Annotated in this window: 23 protein-coding genes and 1 pseudogene; 13 read left to right on the forward strand and 11 right to left on the reverse strand. The window is 48.0% G+C overall.

The features are described 5' to 3' along the window. Window positions 1–109 precede the first annotated feature (109 nt). A complete protein-coding gene (locus B5M13_RS26915) occupies window positions 110–883 on the reverse strand; it encodes an NUDIX hydrolase (protein WP_080058616.1) in 774 nt (257 codons plus the stop codon). Between the two features lie 176 nt (window positions 884–1,059). On the opposite strand from B5M13_RS26915, the gene B5M13_RS26920 reads away from it, so the two are divergent. From B5M13_RS26920 to B5M13_RS26930, 3 genes are all read left to right on the forward strand, one after another. Beyond that, window positions 1,060–2,085: a sugar phosphate isomerase/epimerase family protein gene (locus tag B5M13_RS26920; protein ID WP_080058617.1), complete on the forward strand. Its 1,026-nt coding sequence runs from the start codon at window positions 1,060–1,062 to the stop codon at window positions 2,083–2,085. Window positions 2,086–2,212: 127 nt separating this feature from the next. Continuing rightward, on the forward strand, window positions 2,213–3,760 hold the full coding sequence (locus B5M13_RS26925) for an ADP-ribosylglycohydrolase family protein (RefSeq protein WP_080058618.1): 1,548 nt from the start codon (window positions 2,213–2,215) through the stop codon (window positions 3,758–3,760). A gap of 107 nt (window positions 3,761–3,867) precedes the next feature. Then, the gene (locus B5M13_RS26930; RefSeq protein WP_080058619.1) at window positions 3,868–5,073 is read left to right on the forward strand and encodes a hypothetical protein; all 1,206 of its coding nucleotides are present in this window, start codon (window positions 3,868–3,870) and stop codon (window positions 5,071–5,073) included. 30 nt (window positions 5,074–5,103) lie between these two features. Here B5M13_RS26930 and B5M13_RS26935 read toward each other — a convergent pair whose 3' ends face one another. The 4 genes and pseudogenes from B5M13_RS26935 to B5M13_RS26950 form a co-directional block, all read right to left on the reverse strand. After that, window positions 5,104–5,736, reverse strand: a complete 633-nt coding sequence (locus B5M13_RS26935; RefSeq protein ID WP_080058620.1) for a hypothetical protein — start codon at window positions 5,734–5,736, stop codon at window positions 5,104–5,106. A 162-nt stretch (window positions 5,737–5,898) separates the two neighbouring features. After that, a complete protein-coding gene (locus B5M13_RS26940; RefSeq protein WP_080060096.1) occupies window positions 5,899–7,365 on the reverse strand; it encodes a sulfatase family protein in 1,467 nt (488 codons plus the stop codon). Between the two features lie 119 nt (window positions 7,366–7,484). After that, entirely contained in the window at window positions 7,485–9,338 is a 1,854-nt protein-coding gene (locus B5M13_RS26945; protein WP_080058621.1) for an outer membrane protein assembly factor BamB family protein, read from the reverse strand. A 257-nt stretch (window positions 9,339–9,595) separates the two neighbouring features. Further along, a pseudogene (locus tag B5M13_RS26950) lies at window positions 9,596–10,587 on the reverse strand (GRP family sugar transporter). Window positions 10,588–10,718: 131 nt separating this feature from the next. Between B5M13_RS26950 and B5M13_RS26955 the strand changes: the two are divergent. From B5M13_RS26955 to B5M13_RS34285, 6 genes are all read left to right on the forward strand, one after another. Beyond that, window positions 10,719–11,162, forward strand: coding sequence for a DMT family transporter (locus B5M13_RS26955; protein ID WP_080060097.1), 444 nt, complete (start codon window positions 10,719–10,721; stop codon window positions 11,160–11,162). A gap of 69 nt (window positions 11,163–11,231) precedes the next feature. Next, entirely contained in the window at window positions 11,232–11,858 is a 627-nt protein-coding gene (locus B5M13_RS26960) for a PD-(D/E)XK nuclease family protein (RefSeq protein WP_080058622.1), read from the forward strand. 82 nt (window positions 11,859–11,940) lie between these two features. Next, window positions 11,941–13,227 (forward strand): MDR family MFS transporter, encoded by a 1,287-nt coding sequence (locus tag B5M13_RS26965; RefSeq protein ID WP_080058623.1) that lies wholly within the window; start codon window positions 11,941–11,943, stop codon window positions 13,225–13,227. A gap of 140 nt (window positions 13,228–13,367) precedes the next feature. After that, window positions 13,368–14,702, forward strand: a complete 1,335-nt coding sequence (argH, locus tag B5M13_RS26970) for an argininosuccinate lyase (RefSeq protein ID WP_080058624.1) — start codon at window positions 13,368–13,370, stop codon at window positions 14,700–14,702. A 37-nt stretch (window positions 14,703–14,739) separates the two neighbouring features. Beyond that, window positions 14,740–15,057 carry a hypothetical protein gene (locus B5M13_RS34280; RefSeq protein WP_245859510.1) on the forward strand — a complete coding sequence of 106 codons (318 nt, stop codon included), beginning with the start codon at window positions 14,740–14,742 and terminating at the stop codon, window positions 15,055–15,057. Further along, the gene (locus tag B5M13_RS34285) at window positions 15,041–15,217 is read left to right on the forward strand and encodes a hypothetical protein (protein ID WP_245859512.1); all 177 of its coding nucleotides are present in this window, start codon (window positions 15,041–15,043) and stop codon (window positions 15,215–15,217) included. The genes B5M13_RS34280 and B5M13_RS34285 overlap by 17 nt, the downstream gene beginning before the upstream one ends. Before the next feature lie 188 nt (window positions 15,218–15,405). Here the strand turns inward: B5M13_RS34285 and B5M13_RS26980 are convergent, their stop codons facing one another. Then, the gene (locus B5M13_RS26980; RefSeq protein WP_080058625.1) at window positions 15,406–16,272 is read right to left on the reverse strand and encodes an SMP-30/gluconolactonase/LRE family protein; all 867 of its coding nucleotides are present in this window, start codon (window positions 16,270–16,272) and stop codon (window positions 15,406–15,408) included. 195 nt (window positions 16,273–16,467) lie between these two features. Between B5M13_RS26980 and B5M13_RS26985 the strand changes: the two genes are divergently transcribed. Then, entirely contained in the window at window positions 16,468–16,677 is a 210-nt protein-coding gene (locus B5M13_RS26985; RefSeq protein ID WP_080058626.1) for a hypothetical protein, read from the forward strand. Between the two features lie 87 nt (window positions 16,678–16,764). Here the strand turns inward: B5M13_RS26985 and B5M13_RS26990 are convergent, their stop codons facing one another. Beyond that, window positions 16,765–18,015, reverse strand: a complete 1,251-nt coding sequence (locus B5M13_RS26990) for an MFS transporter (RefSeq protein WP_080058627.1) — start codon at window positions 18,013–18,015, stop codon at window positions 16,765–16,767. A gap of 67 nt (window positions 18,016–18,082) precedes the next feature. On the opposite strand from B5M13_RS26990, the gene B5M13_RS26995 reads away from it, so the two are divergent. After that, window positions 18,083–18,739: a phosphoribosylanthranilate isomerase gene (locus tag B5M13_RS26995; RefSeq protein WP_449448525.1), complete on the forward strand. Its 657-nt coding sequence runs from the start codon at window positions 18,083–18,085 to the stop codon at window positions 18,737–18,739. Between the two features lie 117 nt (window positions 18,740–18,856). Here B5M13_RS26995 and B5M13_RS27000 read toward each other — a convergent pair whose 3' ends face one another. Continuing rightward, a complete protein-coding gene (locus B5M13_RS27000) occupies window positions 18,857–19,279 on the reverse strand; it encodes an Hsp20/alpha crystallin family protein (protein WP_080058629.1) in 423 nt (140 codons plus the stop codon). Window positions 19,280–19,605: 326 nt separating this feature from the next. On the opposite strand from B5M13_RS27000, the gene B5M13_RS27005 reads away from it, so the two are divergent. Then, a complete protein-coding gene (locus B5M13_RS27005) occupies window positions 19,606–20,949 on the forward strand; it encodes a tetratricopeptide repeat protein (RefSeq protein WP_080058630.1) in 1,344 nt (447 codons plus the stop codon). 77 nt (window positions 20,950–21,026) lie between these two features. Here B5M13_RS27005 and B5M13_RS27010 read toward each other — a convergent pair whose 3' ends face one another. After that, window positions 21,027–21,797, reverse strand: a complete 771-nt coding sequence (locus B5M13_RS27010) for an AMP nucleosidase (RefSeq protein WP_080058631.1) — start codon at window positions 21,795–21,797, stop codon at window positions 21,027–21,029. A gap of 110 nt (window positions 21,798–21,907) precedes the next feature. On the opposite strand from B5M13_RS27010, the gene B5M13_RS27015 reads away from it, so the two are divergent. Then, a complete protein-coding gene (locus tag B5M13_RS27015; protein ID WP_080058632.1) occupies window positions 21,908–22,351 on the forward strand; it encodes a type I restriction enzyme HsdR N-terminal domain-containing protein in 444 nt (147 codons plus the stop codon). 81 nt (window positions 22,352–22,432) lie between these two features. Here the strand turns inward: B5M13_RS27015 and B5M13_RS27020 are convergent, their stop codons facing one another. Both B5M13_RS27020 and B5M13_RS27025 read right to left on the reverse strand, forming a co-directional pair. Further along, window positions 22,433–23,002, reverse strand: coding sequence for a YceI family protein (locus B5M13_RS27020; RefSeq protein WP_080058633.1), 570 nt, complete (start codon window positions 23,000–23,002; stop codon window positions 22,433–22,435). A gap of 60 nt (window positions 23,003–23,062) precedes the next feature. After that, a complete protein-coding gene (locus B5M13_RS27025) occupies window positions 23,063–23,518 on the reverse strand; it encodes a MarR family winged helix-turn-helix transcriptional regulator (RefSeq protein ID WP_080058634.1) in 456 nt (151 codons plus the stop codon). Window positions 23,519–23,545 lie beyond the last annotated feature (27 nt).

The following is a 23,545-nucleotide window of genomic DNA, read 5'->3' on the forward strand; positions in this document are numbered from 1 at the left end:
CAACTGGTGTAAGGTTTGCAAAAAACATCGGGCCGCCAGTTGCGAGGGCCAAAAGTACAACATTCAGACGAATTGAGAGGCTGTTTGTAACGATTAGCCCGCTTGCGACCTATGTCGTGAACAACGACTCACTTTCCAGGGCTTTTTCGTATTTCACTTTATCGAACCGATACAGATAAGGAGCTTTATGCGCTCCGCCCGTTTTCCGTTCGTCCAGCCGCTCCAGAATATCGTAGCCAAGCATACGTTTCTGAAAATTCCGCCGATCCATCGATTCACCCAGAATAGTTTCATAGAGCTGCTGCAAGTCGGGCATAGTAAACTTATCGGGCAACAGATTATAGCCGATGGGTTGATAGCTTAATTGTCGGCGGAGCGTTTTCAACGCCAGGGTAATCATCTCGTTATGATCGAACAGGAGCGCCGGAACCTGCTGAACGTCCCACCATCGGCATTCGTCGGTAAATAAATCGGGGGTAGGAACCACATTCGCAAATTCGACCAGCGCATAGTAGCCGACCGAAATATCCCGGCTGACAACCGCTTTCGCAACGTCTTCGGGCAGGCCTAGCTTTGCCAGTGTTTCACTCTGACTATAATGGCGGTATCGGTTTATGTCGCCAAAGGTGTAAAACTGCTGTAAAAAAATCTCATGGAGTCCGGTTCGTTCGCGCAAACTTCGGTGAGCTGCTGCATCCATGTTTTCATCCTTACGAATACGGCCTCCCGGCAAGCACCAGTCATCTGTATTTTTCCAGCGTAGCAACAGCACTTTAAGCTGTCCTAGATGAAAGCCAAAGATAACACAGTCGATAGATACCGATGGTAGATGATGGGTTTTGATATCGTCCAGTAGCCGCTGTAGCTCCTTTTTGTATTCCATAAAGAAAATCTACAAGTAAATATAATGTGTACTTGATACACATTAAGCAAAAATACGTATCATTGTGTTCAAATGACGCTTCCGCTATGATACGACTTTTCTTCGTTTGTTAGCGTATCGGTTGGTAGCACTTTTCGCATGCTGTTCTGTCGTCAACTGATCTGATCGTATCCCTCATGTCTCAAACTCGTCGTCAATTTTTAAGTCAACTTGGCATGGCAGCCGCCGGAGCCAGTCTTTCATCGGCTTTACCAACCGAAACGTTTGCCAATATGGCCTTTAAAAAGTTCTCCTTCGAGATGTCGCTGGCCGAGTTCTCCTTCTTTCCCGAAATCATGTCGGGCAAAATGACCAATCTCGATTTTCCGGCCCGAGCAAAAAAAGACTTTGGTATTAACGTACTGGAATATGTGTCGATGTTTTTTAACAACAAACATACCGATCAGGCTTATTTGAAAGACCTCAAGCAACGTTGCGATGACCTCGGCATGAAAAATAATCTGATTATGGTAGACGGGGCGAACATTGCCGATCTGGATGCGGCCAAGCGGCAAAAAGCTGTTGAAGATCACTATACCTGGGTCGATGCGGCTAAGTTCCTGGGATGCACAGCGATTCGGGTCAACCTGGGCGATTCGTCGAAAGCCATTACGGGTGTACCCGACGATCCAGCCGAAGAAGCGGCCAAATCGGCTGCCGACGGGTATCACAAACTACTCGAATATGCTGCCAAACAAAACATGAACGTTATTGTCGAAAATCACTTCGGCAACTCTACCGATATCGACTGGCTGGTAGGTGTTCTGAAAGCAGTGAATATGCCCAACGCCGGTTTGCTACCGGATTTTGGTAACTTCTGCCGCCAACGCAGTAAACCTGAAACCAACGATATTAAGGGCATTATGGCCACCAAATGCCTCCAGGAATATGATCGATACGAGGGCGTAAAGAAAATGATGCCCTACGCCAAAGGCATCAGCGCCAAAACGCATAAGTTCGACGCTAGTGGCAACGAAACCGAAACCGATTTCCGGCGTATGTTCAAAATTATCAAAGATGCCGGGTTCAAAGGCTATGTAGGCATTGAATACGAAGGTGGGCTGATGAATATGTACAACCCAACGGCGGGTTATCTGCCAGTCGCCGATGGTATCAAAGCCACCAAAACACTGCTCGAACGCGTTCGAACCGAACTGGCGTAAGCAACGACCACCGGATAATGCATTATCCGGCAGGGGTAATGGGTAATAGATGCTGAATAATGGCTTTCCAATCTAAGCCTAGTTCAGTAGCTATTACCCATTATTCATACGTATTGCTGAGCCTTTTATGAAAACTGTTCTATTATCCCTTCTGGCCTTCCTGCCGACCTTTACCCCATCAACTCCTCTACCCAAAGCTGGAAAGGCAGCGACGGTAACCCTGACGAAAACCGCTCTTCAGAACAAGATAAAAGGCGGTTGGGCCGGACAGGTCATCGGTTGCACGTTTGGTGGCCCTACCGAATTCCGGTTTACAGGTACCATGATCAACGACTATCAGCCTATTCCCTGGTATGATGGGTACATCAAAAAAACCATGATCGAAAATCCTGGCCTGTACGACGACCTCTACATGGATTTGACCTTTGTCGATGTTTTCGAGAAAAAAGGAATCGAGGCCCCCGTTGCCGAACACGCCAACGCCTATGCCCATGCCGATTATATGCTCTGGCACGCTAACCAGGCGGGTCGATACAATATCCTGAACGGCATGAAAGCCCCTGAGTCGGGGCATTGGCTGAACAATCCGCATGCCGATGACATTGATTTTCAGATTGAAGCGGATTTTTCGGGGCTGATGGCTCCGGGAATGCCAAACACAGCCGTTCAGATCGGCGATCCGATTGGCCATATTATGAACTACGGCGATGGCTGGTATGGTGGTGCTTACGTGGGGGCTATGTATGCGCTGGCGTTTGTATCCAGTGATGTAAACTATGTGGTCAACGAGGCTCTGAAAGTGATTCCGGTCCAAAGTACATTCCATCAGTGCATTTCCGATGTAATCAAATGGCATCAGCAGTTCCCCAACGACTGGAAACGGAACTGGTTCGAAATTCAGCGGAAATGGTCCGACGAGGTAGGTTGCCCGGATGGCGTGTTCCGTTCGTTCGACATCGATGCAAAAATCAACTCTGCCTACATTGTACTGGGATTACTCTATGGCAAAGGCGATTTCACCAAAACGATGCAAATCAGCACGCGGGCAGGGCAGGACTCCGACTGCAACCCAGCCTCGGCGGGTGGTATTCTGGGTACCATACTCGGTTATGATAAGATTCCAGCCTACTGGAAACAAGGATTGAAAGAAGCCGAAGATATTGACTTCAAATACACAACCATGTCGCTGAACGATGTGTATGCCATGAGCCTGAAACATGCCTTGCAGGTTATCGGGCGAAACGGCGGCAACGTAGCTGGTGATCAGATTACCATTGTCACCCAAACTCCTAAAGCGGTTCGGCTGGAGCAATCGTTTCCAGGCCATTATCCAGTGCTGGCAAAAGGCATCAACAAAGAGATCAGTAATGAATACAGCTTCGATTTTGATGGAATTGGCTTTGTCCTTAAAGGGGAGGCTAAACCCAAAGCTAAAAGCTCTTGGGAGTCCACCAGTCCGTTTGTGTTCGACACCGAGCTGTACATCGACGGTCAGAAAGTAGAAACGGCGAAACTACCTACCGATTTTACCCATCGCCGACATGAATTGTTCTGGAAGTACCAATTGCCCAAAGGAAAACATACCGTGCGGATTACAGTCCTAAATCCAGATAAAGATCACCTCATCCATATGGGCGACCTACTCGTTTATAGCGACAAATTGACTACTAAATAATGGTTTACAGTGTTCAGTTTATAGTAAGCTGACGCGTTTACGAATCATATCATGCGCCAGTCTACCGTAAACTGAAAAACCGTAAACCTATTTTTTACCCTATCCGTATGCCTGCATTCCGGCTTTGTCTGCTCCTGTTATTGATTATTCCGGCATTTGCTCAGAAGCCCATTCCGCCTGGTTTACACCCCGATCCGGCTGGAGCTTTACAGATGTACCGGGAGAACTTGACACGGCTTCGGAAAGCGTATACCAACTACCATAAACTCCCTGATCTGAAGTTTTTTTTGTTTGGGATGGGCGATCGGCTAAAGCTCATTTATCGTAACGGGCGATTATTGAACGCGCTAACGGGCAACATAGAAGAGCAATGGCGGGTGAAGGAGGAGGTTATTGTTCCGTCCGAATATCTGGTTCAGCTATCCTTAACAGACGGACAGATTATTCAGATTCGGGAAGACGAAACGGGGGTTTGGATTCTTCAGTCAGGAAAACGGCCACGCCTGATTCCCGGTACGCGAAGCCCCATAAATTTACCCCTTTTTGCCTCGCATCCATATGGACCCGTCTTACGCGTACTGCATCAGGAAGTGCTGATCAATGTAGTTAATGGGCGACCCGTACCGAATTTTCTAGTCTATATCAAACCCTGGTATCGGGATGCTGCGATGATGGCAATGGTACTGAAAGCAACCGACAATCTACCCCTGATTCGCGACTGGATCATGGCCATTCGCGACCCATTTGATCAAAACAATCAGCGGGAAGTTGATAATCTGGGCGAGGTGCTGTTCTTGGTATCGTTAGTAGCTGACAAGAGCCATCCAGTAGTGCCGGTCGTGCTGGATTCAGCCAGGCGTTTTCAGAAAGGGGACGGCATCCTGGGCAAAACTGACAACGTCGAACATCCTGTTTATCAGACCAAATGGCTCAAATACGGCCTAAAATCGCTTGCTCTTCCTGATCCGTATAGCATTCCCCAGCAGTACGATAGCTATTCCTCTGTTTTCTGGCTCGACTATAAGCAGGAGTACGTACCAGCCAGATCTGCCGACGAAAAACAGCCCGATGATAATTTCGCCAATAATCCATTTTTTGGCTGGGCCGAGGACCATTTTTATGGACAGACCTCCAATTCGGCAAAACGTGGGATGGTAGGCACAATTGATTACCCGCTCAGTTGGCAACAACGGGACATTGATGCGCATTACCCCGGTGAAACCGTACTCGACCGCGAACTGGTCAAGCAGAAACTGGCGTTTCCACACGCCTGGCATGCAGCCGAAATGTTTCTACTGCTGAAAGAGTTTTAGTACCGCGGACATTGCCCGCGGTACTACTTTTTATCGGCCACCAAAACGCAAACCTGCCTTGATGGTATAATAGGAATTACTACCTGTGAGTGTAAGGCCTGTTGAGGTGTTTCGAACACTGGTATCTCCAATAAAATCATAGGCCCCTTCCAGATGGGCAATACCAAACTTAACCCCTAAACGGGCAATACCTCCCAGATTGATGGTGGTAGGCAGTGGATACGTAGCGATGGTAGTACCTATGGTATACGTAGGATTGCTGGATTGAACATAATACAGACCAATACCCGTACCAATATACGGTTTAAGCGAACCCGATACATTGAATGTGTAGTTGGCCGTGGCAACAAGCGACAAGGTAAATTTGGCCAGCGCTGACTTATAATAGGTTTTATCAATGTACTCAGGACGTTGAATAAATGCCTGCTCGATTCGGGCGCCTAAATCCACGTTTTTGGCAATTTCATACTGTGGCTCAAGACTGTACACAAACCCGGCTTTACCAAGTGACTTATTCCCCGACAAATCCACGGGCGACGCGTAGCCTACTGAAGCAAGTACTTTAAACGGTCGGGCAGGTTTGGATGGCAACAATGCTGTTGCTGTTTGGGCATGAGCAGTATAAGCAATCTGAAGAAGAACAAGTATGAAAAGCTTACGCATAATAAATTGATTTAATAAAAGTCGAACGTGTCACAACGTTTGCCAATCAGCCTTTCAGTCATCGATTCTTGCTTTAGGCTGGCATTCGTTGCAAATCTATACAACCAAATTCGCCTTTGCGTTGCAACCCGACATTAAAAAATGCTAATCTGAGCGTTTCAGCTATTTATCCCAAAAAATGATACCCGTCCGCGTGATCCAGGCATGGGTTGTCGATTCATACCGATCGATCTGGTCACCGCCCCCATCGAGTCGTGGGTCATGTTCATCTTTCATCCAACGCTCCAGGCGCCCTTGTAAATCTTTCTTTACGCTGGCAAGCTGAGCATCATTGGCCCGGTTATTCAGATTATAGGGGTCGTCTTTGAGTACGTATAACTCTTCGGCAGGTCGTTTGGCAAAACCTAACGCAAACAGCGATTTTACGGCTGCATCGTTCCGGTAATCCATCATGTACACTTTGGTAGGCCCACCATCCACATCGCCAAATACGGAGGGCGTATTTGGAATGCTTTCGTCGCCGGCTGGCATACGGTTAGGCCGAAAATTTCGGATATACAGGTAATCGGCGGTTCGAATGGCCCGCATGGGATAACCCGCACCAGCGTCCATTTCGGCCCGACACAGGCAGTGCCGTTCACGCTCCAGAAATACTTCCGATCGGTGAGTCGTAGTTTGTCCGGTCAGCACCGGAACGAGGCTTTTCCCGTCAACTTTAGGCCGTTCCTTCACGCCAACCCAATCCAGAAAAGTAGGCATCAGGTCGATCAGATTGACAAAGGAATCGTTTCGTTTGGGTTGTGTTTCATTGTCCGAAAACCGGCTGATCAGTAGCGGCACACGGGTACCATAGTCATACAGATTCGCCTTGGCGTGCGGGAAAGGCATCCCATTGTCCGACGCCACCACAATAATGGTATTAGCCAGTTCACCCGATGCTTCCAGTTTCTTGAGCAAATCACCAATTTCCTGATCGAGCCGCTCCACTTCCGACAGATAATCGGCCACGTCACCTCTGACCTCCGGCACGTCGGGCAGAAACTTCGGTAAATGAATTTTCAGCGGGTCAATACCGGCTTTTTTCCCATTTCCCAAATCGAACGGACGATGAGGATCGTTCGTGCCGAACCAGAAAAAGAACGGCTGATCCTTCGGCAACTGATCGAGAAACGGGCCAAAGCCTAGCTTAGCCGAATCACCCGCTGGATTCTGCTTGTAGCCCATCTTCAGAAAATCGCCGGGTGCCCATCCTTTCCGATCAAAGGCCACCGCATAGCCCTCTTTTTTCAGGAGTTGCACATAGGTGGGAACACTGTAGTCGAGCCGCCCACAAAGATTGACCCCTTCTCCCAGATTGTGTGGGTAACGACCTGTCAGCATGGCCGCCCGCGATGGCGTACAGGAAGGTGAGGCACAGTACGCATTGGTGAAGACCGTTCCATGCTGCGCCAGTTTGTCGAGATTTGGCGTTTTGATCGTATGATCGCCATACATACCGGCATAAGGGTAACTCCAGTCATCGGCCAGAATGAACAGGATATTCGGGCGAGCGGGCTTATCTTCTTTGCAAGCCGATACACTTAGAACAATGAGTGCTAACCAACCGATCAGGTAGTGGCCTGTTTTCATAGAGAAATAGTAATTTCCCGAAAAATAATCGAAAACACGCTCCACTGAACACAGATTCGTATGATTCGTATGATCGATTAAGATCTGGGAGCAATCATACTGATCTGGGTTCTATTCGATTAGTTCTCTACACCAAAAGCCAGCAGCACATTTCCGGGCATTTCCCCAAACTGTCCATAGCCTGAGTTAACAAACAGCATACCATCCGCTACAACGGGGGCAGCTCCGTCAAGCGATCCCCCTTTACCGTCTACACCGTTAACAGTCTGGTAACTATGACCTGTATCATAATCCCACAAAATCTTTCCATCGACGGTGGAGTAGGCCCGAATATGCCCATCCAATGCACCAGCAAATACGACGCCCGGAATGACCGTTGGGGCAGCCGAGTTCGCTTCAAGGCAACCTGCTTTCCCTTCGCACGATGGCGCGGCTGCTTTCCAGACTATACTACCCTTCGCAGCATCGAGGGCAAAGATGCCAGGCGCGGGTTCTACAAGCGAATCAACTTTAGGATTGATCCCGTATTTATTATCGGCATTGGCGGCATAAACCAGCTTGCCGTCGGTTGCCATGCCCCAGTGAATACCACCCAGCGCCCCTCCCCGACCGATGCGGGTTTGCCAGACCAATTTACCCGTTTCGGGTGATAGACCGTATACAAAACCCGCTTTTTGCCCAACCACCAGCAGATCATCGCCCGATGGTTGTTTGACCAGAATTGGCGCCATACCAAAATCGAAGTCGGGGCCAATCTTTTCAGGGCAGTTCGGATTTCCCGGACAGGCCAGATTCCAGGTATCACCCTGCGTCGCCTGAAATGTCCAGGCCAGTTTTCCGGTTTTCAGATCCAGTGCCTGAATGGCGTCGCTGGTCGTAGTAGCAGGGGCCGTATAGTTCTCGCCAGTCCCGAAATAAAGCAATCCTCGTTGGGCATCAACAGTGGGGCTACACCAGACGATTGCACCCGATGGGCCATAAAAGGGGGCTCCGTTTTTCTTTTTCCCAACTTCCTTCGCCGGTTCGGTAATGACCCGATGCCGCCAGACAATCTTTCCCGACCGGGTATTCATCGCGACGATTTCACCCGACGATGAACAACAGGGATACGTAGGGTCTAATACCGAAGCTACTTCGATAGAGGTGATTGGCACATAAACCAGGTTGTCGTACACCGCCACGGAGCCCGTATTTCCCGATTGTGGATGCTCTCCTGCTTTACTTTCCCAGATCAGTTTGCCGGTTTTTACATCGAGGGCATACACATTGGTGTTGTTATCGCAGAAAAAGGCCTGTATGCTTTTTCCGGTTTGTACGACCGAAATTGCACCCCGGACTGCGCTTTTTGCCAGAAATCGCCAGCCTATTTTACCTGTCTGTTTATTCAGGCAATACACTTCGCCAAACTGACTGCCAATAATCAGCCAATCGCCCACAATGGCAGGTTTGCTGCGTACCTGATTAGCTTCGGGGAAGGCAAATGCCCATTTGAGTTTCAACTGACCGACACTCGTTGCCGATATACCAGCCTGTTCGGCCGATCGGTATCCGGTTCCTTCCAGATTCCCTCCCCAACCCGAATGACGCACTACCCCTTTCGCATCGGCAGGTATTGAAAACTGTGTGTAGGCTTCCTGCGGCATGGCCGTTTCCTTAATAGCCTTACCCGTAAGCCAATGCGCTACAGCTTTCCGCTGTTCGTCGGTGAGGTCTTTAGCCTGTACACGCATTTTACCCGTTTCCAAAGCCGCGACGATGGCTCGTGGCGGCATTTGTGCCAGTACCAGATAGCCTGGAGCCCCTACGCCCGCGTCGGCCTTGTGACAGCTATTGCAGGTAGCCATGTACACTTTTTGCCCTTCGGCAAGAATCGTAGCGAGGGGTTTCTGGCTGTAAACCGGCGAAAAAATAAATAGAAACGACAGCAGGGCTACCGAATACCGTAGCCACCCAGTCTGATAGAACGTTTTCATCGGGCAAGGTTAGTTTAGTCAGTGGAGCAAGCGATTTCGCCTGCAATCTTAACCAGGCAATCAGCCTAATACAATCAAAACTAGGTACTTGCCGCTAAGACTAATGACTTTTGTGATGAACCACCACCCTACAGGTGTGAAGGCCAGATTATGCAGGATGAACTTCAGTAAACATCGCCAGGGCGCGAAGTCGCGAAGAGTAATCTTATAATTCTTCGCGACTTCGCGTCCTGTCGGTTCAATTTAATCGAACCTGATTACTTGGCCGAAATGATCAGGACGAGCCCTAATACATAGCATAATCCCATCAGCATCAGGTATCGATTGGAGGTTGACGGAGCACCCCGAAATTCGTGCCAGATAAATACGCCCCAGAGCACGGCAATAATCGTAGCACCCTGCCCTAGTCCGTAGCTGATCGCATAGCCAGCCGCGCCTGAAGCCAGCAAACTCGATGCCATGCCCAGACACCAGACCATCCCCCCAGAATACCGATCTGATGATTCCGACGACTTACATCACTGTATAGTATTTCCCCGTCAGCCGGTTTACTCGCGAATCGGCGCAGGACAGGCAGAAAAATGGGCGTGCTAACAACAACCCCAACTGCAAATAGCACCAAAGCGGTGTAGGGCGTGAGCAAGCCCGGCGACGGATTGACGAAATCGGCAGTCATGGATTTGACCACAAAATAGAAGAAGAAACTCATCAGAAACCCACCTGCCAGTGAGCTAATCAACCCCTGTGTGCTGACCGATGCATCGGTACGGCTCTTCGATCGGTAGGCCATAGCACTGAACACAATAGCCAGAAATATGGAGAAAACCCCTCCCGACAGTAGCCCAACATTGCCTACCGGCGACTGAATATAATTGACGATAACCCCCAGAATCAGCGCCAGGCCAATACCAACCGGCATGGCGACCGACAAACCGGCCAGTTCGATACCAACCACAATCAGAATGTTGGCAATATTGAACACGAACCCACCGATCAGTGCATAAATCAGGTTTTGCGTATCACCCTGTTTTAGATCAGTAATAAACGGACGCCCTGCCTCACCGAAACTGCCAAATGTAAACGCCAGCAGCAGACTTAGCAGTAAAATACCATAGGTATAGTCGCGGTAGAAGATGGTGGTAGGTACAGACTGGGTAGTAAGCTTTTGCGTATTAGCCCAGGACCCCCAGCAAAGCATTGTTACAAAACAAACAACAACAGCTAATGGGTAATGAGTAATGATGAACATTGAGTGAAGGCTGTTTAGGTCGGGAATGGTGAAGCAAGCTACAAAATGTACCATTCACTTCAAAACGTTCACTCCAACGAAAAAACATGTAACCACTAACGTGACGGTTGCCCATTGGCTACCTTTGTATCATGAATTACATCTATCTGGTTTTTGCGTTCATCGTTGGCCTGGCCATCACCGTTCAGGCAGGGGTTAATGCAAACTTACGACAGGCGATGGCCAACCCGATTCTGGCGGCAGTCATCTCATTTGGTTCGGGGCTGATTGCCCTCGTATTGATGTTTTTGTCAACGGGTGGCGTTGTTCCTCCCCTCGATACCATCCGACAGGTTAGCTGGTGGAAATGGACAGGGGGTGTTATGGGAGCCATCTACATGATCACGGTTATCGTCAGCGTACAAAAAATTGGAACAGCCAACATGGTTAGTTTAAGCGTAGCTGGTCAGTTAACAGCCGCCATCATTCTCGACCACTATGGCCTGCTGGGGTTCGCTCACCACCCGGCCAATGTCTGGCGGCTGCTCGGCATCATCCTGATTGTAGGTGGGGTATTGCTGGTTGTAAAAAACTAAGTCTAACGTTTACGGTTTTACAGTATGCCCCAGCCCACCGGACCTTGTAAACGGTAAACCTGAGAAGTCATGATCAACTACCGCTTCTACCCATCGTTACTGAATGTGTTTTCCCGCTATATGCGTGGAGGGAGCCTGTCGGCTCAGGAATTGATCGATGCTATCAATCGGGTACCAACACCAACCACAGCAGCTCAGGAACGGGGCATTTCGTTTGAGGAAGCCGTAGTAAAGGGCACTGACGAAGACCGATTCGATCCGGAGCTTCTCAAAAAAGTTCGTAAGCTACTCCCCCGCCCGATTGTCGATACGCAGGTATATTGCCAATGGCAGATCGAAGATGTGCTGTTTTATGGCTATGTTGATCTGATTGGCAAATTCAAAGCAGTCGATTTGAAAACAACAGCTTCGTATCAGCCGGGGCGGTATGTACACAATCACCAGAATTTATACCTCCACGCGCTTAAAGGCAAGGGTATTAAACTGATGGAGTATGTGATTGCGGCTTTTGAACCCGATGGCCGGACGGAGGTGCATGTGGAAAGCTATGCATTAACGCATCCGATTGAGAAGCAACTGGAAGAGATTCGGCTTTTTAAGGCTTTTCTGGAAGAACACCGGCCGTTAATCACCGATCCGAAGATATTTGTTGTCCCAGGCGAAGAGCCCAGTGCCCGACGACGGCCGCATTCCTGAATAGCTCGTTTTTTGTAAACTTATTCTTCCACTACCTGAATAACAAACACCCGCTGCTTACGATTCATCGTAACTTGCAGGCATGCTTCAGCGGACGCTTCATCTGTATCAACGGGCCTATCAGGGACTATCGCCATCGGTCTGGCTGCTGGCCATAGTCATGCTGATCAACCGCTGTGGTACGATGGTGCTACCTTTCATGACCCTGTACCTGACCCAGCATTTGCATTACTCCGTTACCGACGCGGGTATAATTATGGCTTTGTTTGGCGCAGGGGCTTTCATTGGTACGTTCATTGGAGGGCGGCTGACCGATCGGTTTGGGTTTTATTACATCCAATTAGTCAGCCTTATGTTTGGAGGCTTTGCGCTCATCGGTCTTCAGTTCGTTACCAATTTCTACCTGCTCTGCGGGAGTATCTTTACGTTTACGCTATTCGGCGATTCATTCCGACCCGCCAATCAGGCTGCCATTGCATACTACTCTAATCCAGAAACCCGAACACGAGCTTTTTCGCTGAATCGTCTGGCAATCAATCTTGGCTGGGCTGTTGGGGGTGCGTTGGGGGGGTGGCTGGCGAGTATCGATTATAGCCTGCTGTTTTGGGTGGATGGGTTTACTTGTCTGATAGCCAGTATCGTACTATGGATCTATTTACCCGTTCCGAGCCGCCCGAAAGCGAAGGCAGTACAATCAATAATGTCCGGTTTATCAGACCCAATAGCCACGAACCAAAGTCCTTACCGGGATACGCTGTTCATCGGATTTGTGGTCTGTTCGGCTTTATATCTGATGGTATTCATGCAATTGTTTTCGATAGTGCCTCTGTTCTTCAAAGAAGTCCTTGGATTGAACGAACAATTGATTGGCAGGCTGATGGCCCTGAATGGCATTCTGATTGTGCTGTTCGAAATGGCGCTGGTATACAGCCTGGAGCAACAGAAACGCCCCAAAACCACGCTAATTATTATGGGAAGTATCTTAACCGCTCTGGCCTATCTTGCGCTGGCTCTGCCAACAAGTAACTTGCTGTCAGGAATACATATTGCTTTACTTTTTATTCTGTTTGCCACGCTGGGCGAAATGCTGTCTATCCCATTCCTTCAATCGTTCACTGTAGAACGATCGAATCCGGCTACGCGCGGCCAATACCTGGCGCTATATGGCATGGGTGCCTCGTTTGCCCAAACAACGGCCCCAATCTTTGGCTCCTTTCTGGTTGCACAGGCTGGCTTTTCGATCCATTGGCCAGTGGCTGCCAGCCTTATTCTGGTGTCGTCCTGTGGCTTTTTGTGGCTGGGGAAGGTGTTAAAACAGAAAGAAGCACAGGAACTTTCGATAGAGCAAAGCTCTGAATCATCTTCTTAAAATTGCCCTCCCAACTTTCTTTACGACCTTTGCCCCAATTTAAGGAGTGAAAGAGCGAATGACCGGACTGTCAAACCAGTAAATGAGTGACATCCGGAACAATCGCTCTTTCACTCATTCACTCTTTCGCTCTTTAAACTTTGAAACTCTGGCAAAAAGAAGGCGTTACCACTGCCGAACAAATAGAACGCTTCACCGTCGGTCGCGACCGTGAAATGGACCTGTATCTGGCCCCTTTCGATGTATTGGGCAACCTCGCCCATGCGCAGATGCTCGAAACCATCAATCTGCTTACTCAGGAGGAGCTAAAACAGCTAAAGACCGAATTAAAAGCTATTTACGGTCAAATTGAAGCCGGGCAGTTCGTTATTGAAGACGGTATCGAAGATGTCCATTCGCAGGTTGAGTTAATGCTGACCCGCGTGCTGGGCGATGTGGGCAAAAAAATTCACTCGGGACGCTCCCGAAACGATCAGGTACTCGTCGATCTGAAGCTCTTTACCCGCGACCGACTCTGGCAGGTTGCTCAAGCGGTTCAACGCGTATTCGACCGACTCATTAGCCGTTCCGAACAGCACAAAGACGACCTATTACCTGGGTACACACATCTTCAGATCGCCATGCCTTCGTCGTTTGGGCTTTGGTTTGGCGCCTACGCTGAGGCCCTCTCCGACGATATGCTGACGCTGCAAACCGCCTATCGACTTGCCAATCGGAATCCGCTGGGCTCAGGGGCAGGATACGGCTCATCATTTCCCCTCAATCGGACACTGATCACTGAGTTATTGGGCTTCGAAGGCATGCACGTCAACGTAGTGTACGCACAGATGAGCCGGGGAAAAACCGAACAAACGGCTCTTACGGCATTGGCAGCTATAGCAGCAACCCTATCTCGAATGGCGATGGATATTTGCCTGTATAACAGCCAGAATTTCGGGTTTCTGGTTCTGCCGGATGCGCTTACGACGGGTTCAAGCATTATGCCACACAAGAAAAACCCTGATGTGGCGGAATTGCTACGGGCCAAAACCAATCGGCTAAAGGCTTTGCCGATGGAAATAACACTGGTAATGAGCAACTTACCATCGGGCTATCACCGTGATATGCAACTATTGAAAGAAATTCTGATGCCCGCGTTCGACGAGATTCTGGACTGCCTCGACATCACCGATTTCATGCTCGAACACCTACAAGTAAAATCTAATTTGCTTGACGACCCGAAATACGATCTGCTTTTCAGTGTAGAGCGTGTAAATGAACTCGTATTACAGGGCGTGCCCTTCCGCGAAGCCTACCGAACGGTTGGGAAGGAAATAGCCGAGCATACCTATGTTCCACCCCGCGTGCTTCATCATACCCACGAAGGCAGCATTGGCAACCTGGGGAACGATCTTATTGTTAACCAGATGCAACAGACTCTGAATGGCTTTGGCGCTGGCAACGTACAGGAAGCCATAACTCGGTTACTTTCTTAAAAAAGCGTTATCTTGCTATAAACCAATCTATACGAAGATGCTGGCAACTCAGGAAACTACAGCTACTTCGGCCATTCCATCGTACTTCATTTACGAGGTATTAAATGGAAGACCCCTGTATTACCGGGGCTATAAAGAGGTGCTGGAAAACCATCTGAATCCTGAAAGTATCAGGGGAAGCAGTGCTTTACAGTCTATTTTAGTATCGTTGATTCATTCGTATATTATGCTCAATCGGGATAAGAAAAAATACATTCCCGTTACTAACGAAGCTGGTGTTCATCTGGCCCTCACCGATAATTTATCCTGCGATGTAGCCATTTTTGAGAAGGGTACGTTTGCCCCTCACAACTAAGTATTTTGACGTTGCCCCTAAAATTGTGGTTGAAGTCGATGTCAAAATTGATTTGACCGAGTTCGATGGCATTGAATTCAACTATGTTGCCGAAAAAAACCAGCGTTTGTTCGATCTTGGTGTTGAACGCGTTTTGTGGGCAAACACCGCCGGGTCATGATCGCTCAACCCAATCAGGACTGGATTTTTACGGACTGGAGCAACGATATACCTGTAATGGAAGGCTGTATCCTCAATATTAAAACATTACTGGACGAAGAAGGCATCGATTATTAGCTCCGTTATGAAAGTAAGTACAGTCGATGAACAGCTACGACTATACTTACTTTCACCACTACATTGTTCTAGTTATTCCACTCGGTAGGCCACAAGACTGTTTTTGTAAAACGTCGGAACAATCAACAGTTTTTTCTTCGACACATAGTCAATATCGGCTGAGTTGATCTTATTGCTGCGAGTATCCAGCAATTGCTCCTTTGTGCCGTCGGCATTCACATGGAAGATCTGACCGTTCCAGTCCGATACAAAAAAGGTCCCTTTTCCTTCTGGCACAATGCCATCGGTGGCGGCCATTCCATCCGCTACTTTCGTTATCGTTTTTGTTTCGACATCCACCACCTGCAGCGCGCCGATTTTCGTACTGCCGATCATAAGCTTGTCTTTTCCAACGGCCAGTAACCCATTCGGTTTGTTCAATTGCTCACCTTCCATCCAAACGTCCAGCTTATCATCTTTCAGGCGGTAAATTTTGTCATTGCGGTTGTCCGAAACGTACACAGTTCCGTCGCTGGCTACGGTTACATCGTTCAGAAAAGCGTCTTTTCCAACGCCATCCCATGTCTTTTCGGCTTGGCCATTATCGGTATTGATACACACCAGCCGGTACATATCGGTCACGTAAAGCCGCTTTTTATAGATACCCATACCCTTTGGTGCATTCAGTCCCGATGTCCAGTGCAGGTTTTCAATCTTGCCATCGAGCGATACTTTCGAAATAAACCCGCTCCCATCCAACCCATCAGGCTTACCGTCAATATTGCTGACGTAGATTGTGTTCTTGCCATCATAAAGTACCGATTCAGGAATACGTAATGTTGTGTCAGTCTCCCATACTTTCACCAGTTTCATAGGTTTGGGAGCCACCGATGGGGGCATCAGTGCCAGTAGCAAAGCACTACCGACAAAGACTCCGACTAACGTAAGCGCTTGTTTCATAGATCAATGGGGATTCAGGATTAAAAAAACTAAAAAAAAATTGTTGTAACATATTGGGCCAGCATTTACTCTACAAACCACATGTACAATATATAATATAATTTTTCTAACGTGGCATCGACTAAGGTACTATACGTAGAAAACAATCTAAAAATCAGGCCTGTTTATCATCACGCGCACTAAAAACACAGGTCAATGAAACACAACCAATCCCTAACTTCGCCGATGCAACCGCCGGTAGGGCAACTCAAGGATAGCATCCGCGATATGATTCGGCTGCAACGTGAATACCACCTCTCAGATGAACTCTTCTGGGAAATCTTTAATTCGCGTGTACTGCTCAATGAGCAGATAGACGTCAATTCTTTCCTCCGTGATCTTTCTACTCCGATCGCTCAAAATTAACTACCCATCAGACTTCCCAAAACAAACTAGCCAATCCGTATCGACTCGACGGGTATTTTGTTTTGGGAAGTTTGTTTTCTTCCGGGCTTAGTTTAATCGCACGGCAAATAACTCCTTCGATCGGGCGTATACATAAGCCACTACAATTAACGTCACAACGCCCCCCAGTGCTACTGATGGTACTGTACCCAACAACCGGGCCAACAAGCCCGATTCGAACGCCCCGATTTCATTCGACGAACTAACAAAGATGCCATTTACTGCAGCAACTCGTCCGCGCATATGATCGGGCGGAAAAATCTGTAGGATCGTTTGTCGGATTACAACGCTCACACTATCGAAAGCACCCGTTAGCGCCAACATAATCAGCGATAGGTAAAAATTGGTTGAAAAGGCAAATATGATGGTGGCCACACCAAAGCCTAATACAGCCAGCAACATATTTCGCCAGGCATTCTGCGTCGGCGGAAAGCGGGTCATAAACGCCATTGTCAGCAAGGCTCCAACTGAAGGTGCTGCCCGTAAGAAACCAAGCCCTTCGGCCCCTACATGCAAAATATCTTCAGCAAAAACGGGCAGAATAGCGACAACGCCACCAAACAGAACCGAAAACAGGTCGAGCGAGATAGCATACAGCACAATCTGCGTTTTAAAGACAAACCGAAAACCTTCTTTCAAACTCTCCCGCAGCCCTAACATCGGCTCGTTGCTCACCGGCACAGGCTTGCGTTTGATCAGGGAAAGCAACAGAAAGCAGAAAACAAATAAGACAATGATTACGATCAGGGTATTATCGAAGCCGAACCAGTTGTAGAAAAAACCAGCCAAGCCCGGCCCTACAATGGCCCCAGCCTGCCAGAACGAACTATACCAGGTGGCAGAGTTGGCGTATAATTCACGCGGTACCAGAAAAGGTTTTAGCGATGAACTGGCCGGAGAATAAAACCCTTTTGCGGTCCCGATTAGCATCAGTACGCCATAAATAGTGGCTAACCGCGCCGTCGATGAGAGCTTGGCCACAACGGATGGCTGAAAAACAAAGTACAGAATAACCGAGCCCAGAATAATAACCAGCAAACTCCATTGCAGAATCCTTTTCTTATCACGTCGGTCGGCCAGGTGCCCCCCAAAAAGCGACAAAATAATGAACGGTATCGCTTCGGCTAATCCGACCAGCCCAAGCATGAGTGGATCGTGGGTAATCTTGTACAGCTCATACCCCAGAATCACTTCCTGAATCAGTAACGTGACCGTAATCAGAAAACTGTTCATCACGAAGTAGCGAAATTCGGCAATTCGGAGCGAGGCAAATGTGTCGTTGGGAGAGTGTTGCACCATACTATGGACGGCGAATCGTATGTTTGTCGCCTGGTCTTTAGTTTGTCAACCTAAAATAATAGAATCTGTGTTCCGTACGCGCGTAAAAATTTGCTGCATCAGCAGCCTCGACGAAGCACAACTTGCCATTCGGTTCGGTGCTGATGCGCTGGGATTAGTTGGTAAAATGCCTAGTGGCCCTGGTGTAGTACAGGACGAACTGGCCGCCGAAATTGTCCGGACAGTGCCTCCGCCTGTAGCCACATTCATGCTAACGAGCGAGACGACTGTCGATGACATTGTTGCTCATCAACAGCGGGTATTGGCCAATACGATCCAACTTGTCGATGCCGTATCGGCCAATACCTATGCTCAGCTTCACGCGGCTTTACCGTCGGTAAAAGTCGTACAGGTAATCCATGTGATCGACGAGTACAACCTGGAGGAGGCTTTACAAGCTGTTGAAAACGGTGCCGATGCCCTGCTACTCGATTCGGGCAACCCAAATCTGGCCATCAAGGAACTTGGCGGAACTGGTCGGGTACATAACTGGCTGGTAAGTCGCAAAATTGTCGAGCAATCGCGGGTACCTGTCTTTCTGGCGGGAGGGCTACACGCCGATAATGTTCGTCAGGCTCTCGAAACTGTCCAGCCATTTGGTCTTGATATCTGTAGCGGTGTTCGAACCAACGGTCAACTGAACGAGCAGAAACTTGACACGTTTTTACGTCAGGTATGGTGGTAAATCTCCATGCCCTAACGTCCGTATTCAACACAAAAAAGCCCACACCAACCGGCGTGGGCTTTTCCTATTGAATTACAGTACAATCACTTATTTGTACACCTTGCTACTGTCCTTCGTTTAGGCAATAGCAATTTCCTTTACCTGCTTCTCTTCTTTCACCTCAATTTTGGGCAATTCAACCGTCAGAATTCCATCGGTATAGGCGGCCTTAATGGCATCGGCATTTACCGTTTTAGGCAGGCGGAAGCTTCTTTCAAAAGACGTAAATCCGAATTCCTGACGGGTGAATTTTTCAGTATTTTCCTCGCTCTTCACTTCCGATTGGTAGCCAATCGTCAGTTTATTAGCCTCTACATTTATTTTCAAATCTTCTTTCTTCAGACCGGGAGCGGCCAGTTCCAGAATAAATTCGGTTTCGGTTTCTTTCACATTGACAGCCGGTACATTGGGCGTGGTATTCTGAAACCGATTGATGATCGGACGGCTGTAGAATGGGTTAACGAATGTAGGGAAGTTGTTATATCGAACTAACGTTGCCATTTTCTTATTTGGTTTTATTTGAGTTTCATGATCAAACACATACACCTTATGACAAACGACGTACCAAAGCACTATAAACAATTTAACAATGACATTATGACCGAAATACCCCAAATAAGCCCCGCAATTATGCCATAATGTCATTATTAAATAGGATTTCTATATAGGTCACAAGCCATTTTGTATATCTACAGGTTAAGGAGATAATTAAGTAGGACCGTTCCCTTACTTTTAATACTGGTCAGACTTGGCTAAACAGCGAGAATCGGCTAATTTTATAAGCCCATTACGAAACTGACTTACCTAAAACTTCTTATCTACTTTATATGAAGCGACATTTACTGCCGCTGGTTACTCTCTCATTTTGCGCCAGCTTAACCTTTTCTGCCACTGCCCAGCAAACCGCTGTCGATTACTTTGAAAGCGGCATTACCAAAAGCAAGGCCAACGATTTTACGGGCGCTCTACAGGCATTTAGCATGGCGATTACCATGAATCCCGAAAACTCGGCCAGCTACTACAACCGGGGCCTTGCTAAAGCGAACCTGAAAGATCACCGGGGAGCTATATTGGACTACGACCGTGCCATCGAACTCAATGGGAAAGACGCCATGGCTTACCTGAGCCGAGGGGTTAGCAAAAGCCGACAGGACGACCACCGGGGCGCCTTACTTGATTTTAGCCGATCCATCGAATTGAACCCCGATGATCCGCAAGCCTATTATAACCGTGGCTTAAGCCGTAGCCGGATCGAACAGTACCGAGGAGCGTTGACCGATTTCAACAAAACGATTGAGCTTGACCCTGGTAATGCGCAGGCTTATTACGTGCGAGGTATTACAAAGCAAAAACTGGAAGACTTTGCGGGTAGCTTACCTGATTTTACGAAGGTAATTGACCTGACGCCAAAACGGGCACAAGCCTATGCGGGTCGGGGTATTTCAAAAACGGAACTTGCCGACTTTACCGGGGCCGTAACCGATCTGAATAAAGCCATTGAACTTAGCCCGGAAGATGGGGAATCCTACTTTTATCGGGGTTATGCAAAAGGTAAACTGGAGGATTATAAAGGCGCACTACCCGATTATGACAAAGCGATAGCGCTCAAAGCCGATAACTACCGGGCCTATTATGGACGAGGCTTTTGCAAAAGCAAACTCGGCGATCAGAAAGGTGCCGTTTTGGACTTTAACCAGGCTATTGAGATGAACAATGTCAACGTTACGGATGCTAAACTGGTCTATAGTGGCCGTATCAATCGTGCTACGCTGGATAAGCTCCGGGATGTTGTTCAGGAGCGGAATAAAATTAATGAGCTGGGAGCCGAACGATCCGAAGCTTACTTTAGCCGGGGAATCAGCAAGAATAAACAGGGGGATCAAAAATCGGCCATTATCGACCTAAACAAAGCCATTGAACTCAGTCCTACTTATGCCGAAGCGTATTTTAGCCGGGGGCTGATCAAATCGGCGCAAGGCGACCAACGGGCCGCTATTATGGACTGCAACAGTGCCATTAAGCTGAATCCTCGATACGCTGAGGTGTATTACATCCGGGGAATTATCAAACATAGCCTGGGCGATGAAAACGGTGGTTGTCTGGATCTCTCTAAAGCGGGTGAATTAGGCTACAATCCCTCCTACAAAGTCATCAGCGACTATTGTAATTAGAACGGTATACAATGCATAAGGGGCGAAAGAATAATAACTACATTCTTTCGCCCCTTATGCATTGTATACCGTTCTAATTATTCGAATCGCAAGTGCTTAACTGAATCGCCAGATGATTCGAGTTCGACCAGCGCGTCGATACCGATTTCCAGATGGACGTTCACAAACTGACTTGTCACGCGTTTATCGCTTTCTTCCGTTTTTACACCTTCGGGAACCAACGGATTGTCAGAAACCAGCAATAAGGCTCCGTGCGGAATGGAGTTAACAAAGCCGACCGTGAAAATCGTTGCCGTTTCCATATCAATGGCCATCGTTCGGATTTCGCGCAGGTAATCCTTAAACTGCTCATCGTGTTCCCAGATGCGCCGATTTGTAGTGTATACCGTGCCCGTCCAGTAATCCAGTTCATACTTCTTGATCGTTGACGAAACGGCTCGCTGCAGTCGGAATGAAGGCAGGGCCGGAATCTCAGGTCGCATGTAGTCGTTACTGGTACCATCTCCCCGAATAGCGGCTATGGGTAAAATCAAATCCCCTATCTGCGTTTTTTTCAAGCCCCCGCACTTACCCAGAAACAGGACAGCTTTGGGATTTACAGCCGACAGCAAATCCATCACCGTAGCGGCCATTGCGCTACCCATACCAAAATTGATAATCGTGATATTATTGGCCGTTGCGGTTTGCATAGCTCGACCAATACCAAAAATTTCAACGTCGAATTTTTTAGCAAACAGGTCAACGTAGTTGATAAAATTGGTCAGCAAAATATATTCTCCGAACTGTTCGATGGGGGTTCCTGTATAACGGGGAAGCCAGTTCTGAACGATTTCTTCTTTTGTTTTCATTTATAAAGGGCGAAAGAGTGAGTGGTCGGGCTGGCGTACGAGCGAAAGGAATGTTAAAAAGAATCACTCTTTCGCTCATTCACTCTTTCGCTCTTTCGTAACTTCGTGGTATGGTCCCATTGAACCTGCCAGCCTTTGATTGCAAAACTAAGCAAGTCGAAGGAAAACCGTATATTTTTGACTTAATCCGCCGGAAGTATGTGCGTTTGTCGCCCGAAGAGTGGGTTCGTCAGCACGTCATCAATCTGCTTTTGGCGCATTATGCCTATCCCAAAGCACTGATCCGAACCGAAGGTGGGCTAACCCTAAACCAGACTCAGAAACGAACCGATATCGTTGTTTTTGATCGGGAAGGCAATCCATTTTTACTAGTCGAATGTAAGGCTCCCCATATTGCACTGACGCAAACCGTTTTCGACCAGATTGCCCGTTATAATCACGTCCATCGAGCTCCTTATCTGGTCATTTCCAATGGATTAGTTCATTACTGCTGCTCCGTCAACCACGCTACTGCCGAGATTGCCTTTATGGATGACTTCCCTGCATTTCTTTAGCGATCTCTGACCAGTTACCAAACAAAAATCCCCGTCACCAGATAAGTAACGGGGATTTGTAGAATCCACTATCGCGTACAATTATTGTTGCTTCACTAACTCGCCCGTTGCCCGGATAGCAATTTCGTCACTAACAACAGCCGTAGGTGCAGTACCCAGCGAGAAATCAGCGCGTTTTACTTCGCCCGTTACTTTAAAGCCAGCTTTGGTTTGCTTGTTCTGTGGGTTTGTAACGGGGCCGTTGATAACGGCATCCAGCGTTACAGGCTTGGTTACGCCATGCATGGTCAGATCGCCTACCAGCTTGTATTTGTTGCCCGATACTTTGCTAATCGATTTGCTTTTGAACGACAGGGTCGGATATTTAGCAGCATCGAAGAAATCAGGACTTTTCAGGTGCGTATCCCGACGATCCTGATTCGTATTGACGCTGTTTACATCAGCCGTCAGATCGATTTGTGCATCTGAAAAATCATCTTTCGATGAATTCATTTTAACATCGAAGTTGGTGAATTTACCGTCTACTTCGGCCAGCATCATGTGTGTTACGGTGAAGCCTAGATTCGAGTGAGCTTTGTCGAGCCCCCAGTTTTGAGCGAAAGCGCTCACAGAAGACAATAAGAGAGCTGCAAAAAAAGTTGCCTTTTTCATTGGTTGTAAATGAATAATTGAAAATTGAAAAATAAAAAGTAAAGTAGACAAGTGATTTCGTTAGCCCCGAAGCTTATCCAACAATTGGCTTAGGTGTACGGCCTCATCTTCGGTGAGTTTACAGCGTTGTTGCTGATCCCACTCATTTTGATGTGTATCCAATTGTTTGAGCAACTCAAGCCCTTTTTCAGTAATGACGACATCAACTGCCCGTCGGTCACTGGGGCACTCCGTGCGCAAGACTAATTTTTTAGCAACCAGCTTATCGACCAGCCGGGATGCATTCGACATTTTATCGAGCATACGCTCAGTAATGTCGCTCACTTTTACGGGCGAAGGGTACTGTCCGCGTAAGATGCGCAACACATTATATTGCTGTAAAGTCAGCCCCGATGGTTTCAGCAATTTGGTCTGAGCCGCTGTTACCCAATTGCTTGTATAGAACAAGTTCACCATAACCCGATGATATGGGGTTTTAAATGGCGTTGTTTGCTTGATGTCAGTTTCGATGGACATGCCACAAAGATAAAGTATTTGTATTAA

The organism is Spirosoma aerolatum, assembly GCF_002056795.1.
GTDB lineage: Bacteria > Bacteroidota > Bacteroidia > Cytophagales > Spirosomataceae > Spirosoma > Spirosoma aerolatum.